At 37.1% G+C, this 321-nt stretch carries 1 protein-coding gene; it reads left to right on the forward strand.

What is annotated here, in order from left to right; all coding sequences use genetic code 11:
- Positions 1 to 321, forward strand: a 321-nt coding sequence (locus ACFINS_RS10635; RefSeq protein ID WP_375706255.1) for an ATP-binding protein, incomplete at both ends; no start/stop codon positions are given.

The following is a 321-nucleotide window of genomic DNA, read 5'->3' on the forward strand; positions in this document are numbered from 1 at the left end:
CCTCATGGAAAACCTTACCTTGTATTGGGACATGAACTCCGTTTAGGGCAAGTAATTTCCAATCTCATTGAAAATGCACGTTCTTTCATTCCCCATGATAACGGCAAAATTTGTATAACTATGAAAAGTAATGCTGCAAATCTTGTCTTAATTATTGAAGATAATGGCCCTGGTATTCGCTCAGAAAATATTGAACGCATTTTTGAACGCTTTTATACTGATCGACCAAGCGAAGATACATTTGGACAAAACTCAGGACTCGGTCTTTCTATTAGTCGACAAATCATTGAGGCTCATAATGGGACAATTACAGCAGAAAAT

This window comes from Bartonella sp. AA2SXKL (genome assembly GCF_042197205.1).
GTDB lineage: Bacteria > Pseudomonadota > Alphaproteobacteria > Rhizobiales > Rhizobiaceae > Bartonella.